This window comes from Protofrankia sp. Cr1 (assembly GCF_963555865.1).
Lineage (GTDB): Bacteria > Actinomycetota > Actinomycetes > Frankiales > Frankiaceae > Protofrankia.
On record NZ_CAUVXO010000458.1, the window covers coordinates 1 to 4,253 of the forward strand.

5 protein-coding genes and 1 pseudogene are annotated in these 4,253 nt (G+C 66.3%); 1 reads left to right on the plus strand and 5 read right to left on the minus strand.

Going from position 1 to position 4,253, the window contains the following annotated elements:
- From U9980_RS28740 to U9980_RS28745, 4 genes and pseudogenes are all read right to left on the minus strand, one after another.
- Positions 1–98, minus strand: a 98-nt coding sequence (locus tag U9980_RS28740; RefSeq protein WP_416210372.1) for a type II toxin-antitoxin system HicA family toxin, incomplete at its 3' end; no start/stop codon positions are given.
- The gene (locus tag U9980_RS23625; protein WP_322769949.1) at positions 79–240 is read right to left on the minus strand and encodes a type II toxin-antitoxin system HicA family toxin; all 162 of its coding nucleotides are present in this window, start codon (positions 238–240) and stop codon (positions 79–81) included. The genes U9980_RS23625 and U9980_RS28740, both read right to left, overlap by 20 nt.
- The gene (locus tag U9980_RS23630; RefSeq protein ID WP_322769950.1) at positions 240–449 is read right to left on the minus strand and encodes a hypothetical protein; all 210 of its coding nucleotides are present in this window, start codon (positions 447–449) and stop codon (positions 240–242) included. Before U9980_RS23630 ends, U9980_RS23625 begins: the two co-directional genes overlap by 1 nt.
- A 96-nt stretch (positions 450–545) precedes the next feature.
- Positions 546–800: pseudogene (locus tag U9980_RS28745) on the minus strand (helix-turn-helix domain-containing protein).
- Between the two features lie 1,321 nt (positions 801–2,121).
- Between U9980_RS28745 and U9980_RS23645 the strand changes: the two are divergent.
- Positions 2,122–3,363 (plus strand): Fic family protein, encoded by a 1,242-nt coding sequence (locus U9980_RS23645; RefSeq protein ID WP_322769951.1) that lies wholly within the window; start codon positions 2,122–2,124, stop codon positions 3,361–3,363.
- 307 nt (positions 3,364–3,670) lie between these two features.
- On the opposite strand, the gene U9980_RS23650 is transcribed toward U9980_RS23645, so the two are convergent.
- On the minus strand, positions 3,671–4,075 hold the full coding sequence (locus tag U9980_RS23650; protein ID WP_322747252.1) for a type II toxin-antitoxin system VapC family toxin: 405 nt from the start codon (positions 4,073–4,075) through the stop codon (positions 3,671–3,673).
- Positions 4,076–4,253 lie beyond the last annotated feature (178 nt).

Below are 4,253 nucleotides of genomic sequence, written 5' to 3' on the forward strand. Positions count from 1 at the left end.
TAGAAGAGGGCGATGAACTCGGCGACCGACATGCCTGCATCGCGGATGATCCGGCGAAGCGTTCCCGGCGGGATGTCCTTACCTTGGTGAACGCGCACGACGGTGAACGGGCACGACCGTGAACCGTCCCTCGGGGTTCTTCATCATGTGGTGGCTACCCCTGATGCAGACGAGCTCGAAGCCTTCTTTTACCAGAGCCTTGGCCACTTCCGCGCCGGCCACCACGGGAAGTGGCGGCATCAGGCAACGTCCTGGACGATCGTCAGCACTGGCGGGATTCCGAACTCCTCGATGACCAGACTGACGGCCTCATAGAGGTCGGCGACGGCGTCCTCGGGAGTGTTCCCGAGCCCGTGCGCTCCGCCGCTGGGGAAGGACGCATGGGCACCCCAGGTGCCGTCGTCCTCCTCCTGCTCCAGCTCATAGGGAATCTGGACCATCCGCTTCATGATGTCGCCGACCTCACGGTCGCCCGAAACGCGCAGGTCGCAGCGCACGTCCGTTCGGCTTCACTCACGTTGGACAAGCTCCCCTACCAGGATCTCCTACGCTGCGGAACGGGGGATGACGCGGACGTCGAGGTCGGCATCAAGGGCCTCGGCGAGCCGTTCCAGCACAGGAAGCGTCGGTACGGTCCCACCGGCCTCGAACCGCGCCACAGCCGACTGCGTCATGCCCGCCGCGCAGGCCAGCTCAGCCTAGCTCCAGGCGCGCCGCTGGCGCAGTTCCCGTACCGCCCGGCCCAGCTCGAACGCCAACCTGGCCGCCTGGTACGCCTCCCGTGCGCCCGGCTCGCCCATCCGTCGTTCCTTGGCCAGCAGCAGGTAGACCACGACCCGCGACGGCAGGTCGTAGACAGCGGAGCTCCAGGGACAGAGGACGTCTCGCGAGGACGAACCCCTCATACCGGGGCTCCGCTGCCCTTTGCGGTATCGACATACCGATGGCGCCGGCCCGGGTACAAATCGTGTGCGCAGATCGAGCGTCGAGCGTGACGCGACTGGGTTGGGCCTACTCAGACCACCCGGCATGCCTGCCGACTATGATCGTCACAAAACCTGCGCAAGACCTGTTAGGTCAGGATTCTATGCCGACCCATGCGGCGATGTTGCGGAGGGATTCGGTCGAGCGTCTTTCGGCGTGGGCGATTCCGGCGATGGTCTCGCGGACCATGGGATGGTAACGAGTCTGCTGGGGGCTGATCTTTCGGGCGTTCTGGAGTGATGTCCGACCCGCGCTGGGGGTAGAGCGGCGGAGATTGTCAGCTGCTTACCGCGTCGTATCGCCAACGGTCCATCCATGAGTTCGACGGCGAGTCCGACTCCCCAGATCCCGATGTTCGAGGAGCCGAACCACAGGCCGTAATGGTTGGGCTCACCGTCCAGCCGAGCGGCATAAGCGGCTGCCTCGCGCCAGTGTTCGTCGGTCCGGACGGGGTCGGCGGTACGGGCGGTCGCGAGCGCGAACCGCAGATACAGGTAGCCGAAAACCTTCGGGATCTCCCACGTATCGCGGACGTCCGGGTCGGTCAGTGTCTCCTCGCCGTCAGCTCCACGCTGAACGCGGCCTTCGCGTCGCCGTGTAACGTCCTGGCCAGCCGGTCACGCGCCGCGGTCGCCATGGCCTGTGCCTCCCGTATCCCCGGGAACGCGATATTTCCACGCGCGACTCTATGGGCCTCTTCGCGCGTGACGATGGGCCTCTTCGCGCGTGACGGATTGTGTACTCATCCGCATACGTAGTGTAGCTTTGGTGTGTAACACAACGTAGGGCAACGCCGACGATCAAACCGCGCGCTTACCCGCTGCGCGACCGTGGTGTCTGGTCGGACGGGTGGTATCTCGTGACGGGCAGCGCGGTCCTTCGCGTGATTCGAACGCACGTTCCGTAGATTTGGTGGTTCTGGAGGCGCATCCCGCTGACGTGACGCTGGTCCCGGCGGAGCCGACGGCGCAGCCAGCGACGACCGGCGCGGTGCCCGGGTCCACACCGCCGACGGCCCAGCACGGCAGGTCTCCCGGACCCATACACGGACCGCGCAGGGCCTGCCGGCCGCCGTATCTGAGCATATGCCAGCCTCCTTAGTTTCAGTTAGAGCATAAGTGAAGCTAGAATCCAGCCATGGTTTCAGGTCTGGCAGGCGGCGGGACCGCCGGTCATAGCTGGGCCGAGGACCGTGCGGCTTGGCCGAGCCTGGGCTGGGAGGAGCACGACTGGGTCTCGACGATCCCGGATGACCTCGTCTCCGCACGGGTACGCACCCGCCACCAAGGTCCCTATCGGGCCGCCGTCGTGCCCACGATCGCCGACCGGTCGCCTTCGCTTCCCGTCCACGTGGCATCCCTGGCGGACGATGCGTCGGTCGAGATCGCCCGTTTCGACGCGGAACTCGGCCTAGAGGTGGCACCCTTCGCATCTGTCCTGCTCCGCTCCGAGTCCGCATCATCGTCCAGGATCGAGAACCTCACCTCGGGCGCCAAAGCGATCGCCCTCGCCGAACTCGGCAGCACGCAGAAGCGCAACGCGGCCGAGATCGTCGGCAACGTCGCCGCGATGAAAGCGGCTTTGGACCTGGCCGACCGTCTGGACGAGTCTGCTGTCCTTGCCATGCACGCGGCCCTGATGGCACGACACGCGCCAGGGATCGGCGGACGGTGGCGGCAGGAACAGGTGTGGATCGGCGGAGACTCCTACGGGCCACACGGAGCGGCCTTCATCCCCCCGCACCACCGCCACATCCCAGCGCTGATGAGGGACCTCCTTCGCTTCGCCGGCAGGGCCGATGTACCGGTTCTGAGCCAGGCCGCCATCGCGCACGCCCAGTTCGAGACTATTCACCCGTTTCCCGACGGCAACGGCCGGACCGGCCGGGCGCTGGTGCACGCGATGCTGCGCGGCCATGCCCTGACCAGGAATGTCACCGTGCCGATCTCAGCTGGCCTGCTGACCGACACCGCCGCCTACTTCGACGCTCTTGGCGCCTACCGCAACGGTGACGTGGCTCCGATCATCGAGAGGTTCGCGACCGCGTCGGTCACCGCAATCACGAACGGGCGCCAACTGGCGAGCGAGCTGCGGGCGATCCGGGCGGGATGGGATGACCGGCTGAAGATCCGGCGCGACGCCCGTGCGTGGCGACTCGCGGACCTGCTCCTGCGGCAGCCGGTCGTCGACGCCCGGGTCGTGGCGTCCGAGTTGGGCGTCTCTTCGCAGAATGCCCAGCGTGTGATCACGCCGCTCGCTGAGGCCGGAATACTCATGGAATTTACCGGATTCGCCCGCAACCGTCTGTGGCAGGCGTCCGAAGTGCTCAGCGCTTTGGACGCGTTCGCGGCACGCGCCGGCCGCCGTGTCGCGCAGTAGGCGCCCTCGACCCGTGCTTGGGGTCAAACGGTCGTCGCGACGCCTCGATGTGATGATCGTGTCGGCATCGAGGGACTGGATGGTCGAATCCCCATGCGATAGATCGTAAACCGCATTCGCGCCAGTCAGAGACATGATCAACAATGTGGTGGACCTAACGCACCAGAACAAGAACCGTTTGATCTTTGTTCAGGGTCCCGAAATCGCCATCCGCCCGGTCTCCGCGCGGCGTCTGATCAGGGGAGATGCCGTCCACAGACACGCCGGCTCCACCATGGTTCCTTCCTCGCTGGTGGGCGAGCGGCGGCTACTCCTCGCCGAGAATCCGCAGACCGTGGTGATCCCTGAAGTACATGTAGTCCTTCAGGTTCAAGGTCGCGAGTGGCAGGTTGTGAGTGAGACAGCAGGCCGCGATCCACATGTCGTTGGCCGGGCGGGGCTGCCCGGCCCGGGTGGCGCCCGCGGAGAGCCTGCCCCAGGTGGCAGCGACTGCCTCGTCGCCGGGCAGCACAGGAATTCCGGAGAGCCAGTCGGCGAGTTCCTGACGTCGGCGACTGCCCCAGTCCCGCAGGTCGGTCCACTTGGTGAGCTCGCCGAAGGTCACGAACGTGATCAGTGGCCGGCGGCCGATCAGACGGGTTGCAACGGGTCCGCTGAGCCTGCGTTTGTGGCTCAGGGAGGCGACGTCGGTGTCAAGGACGACAGGCTGCACGGCGCCGGCTCAGGCGACGTCGCGTCGACGCTCGGCGTAGGTGAACGCGAGGAACTCGTCAAGCTCCTCGTCAGAGCCGAAGGTGTCGGCCGCAAGGTCGTCGAGGGACCGGATGGGCTGTGTGCCTCTTGCGGCCAAGAGCTCCTCGACGGTGACCTGAGGGCGCAGCGGCGGGTAA

What these genes read in the sequence shown, in the direction of transcription:
- U9980_RS23645 (WP_322769951.1), top strand. Translation starts at nt 2,122, where the DNA reads ATGGTTTCAGGTCTGGCAGGCGGCGGGACCGCCGGTCATAGCTGGGCC.
- U9980_RS23630 (WP_322769950.1), bottom strand. Translation starts at nt 449, where the DNA reads ATGAAGCGGATGGTCCAGATTCCCTATGAGCTGGAGCAGGAGGAGGAC.
- U9980_RS23625 (WP_322769949.1), bottom strand. Translation starts at nt 240, where the DNA reads ATGCCGCCACTTCCCGTGGTGGCCGGCGCGGAAGTGGCCAAGGCTCTG.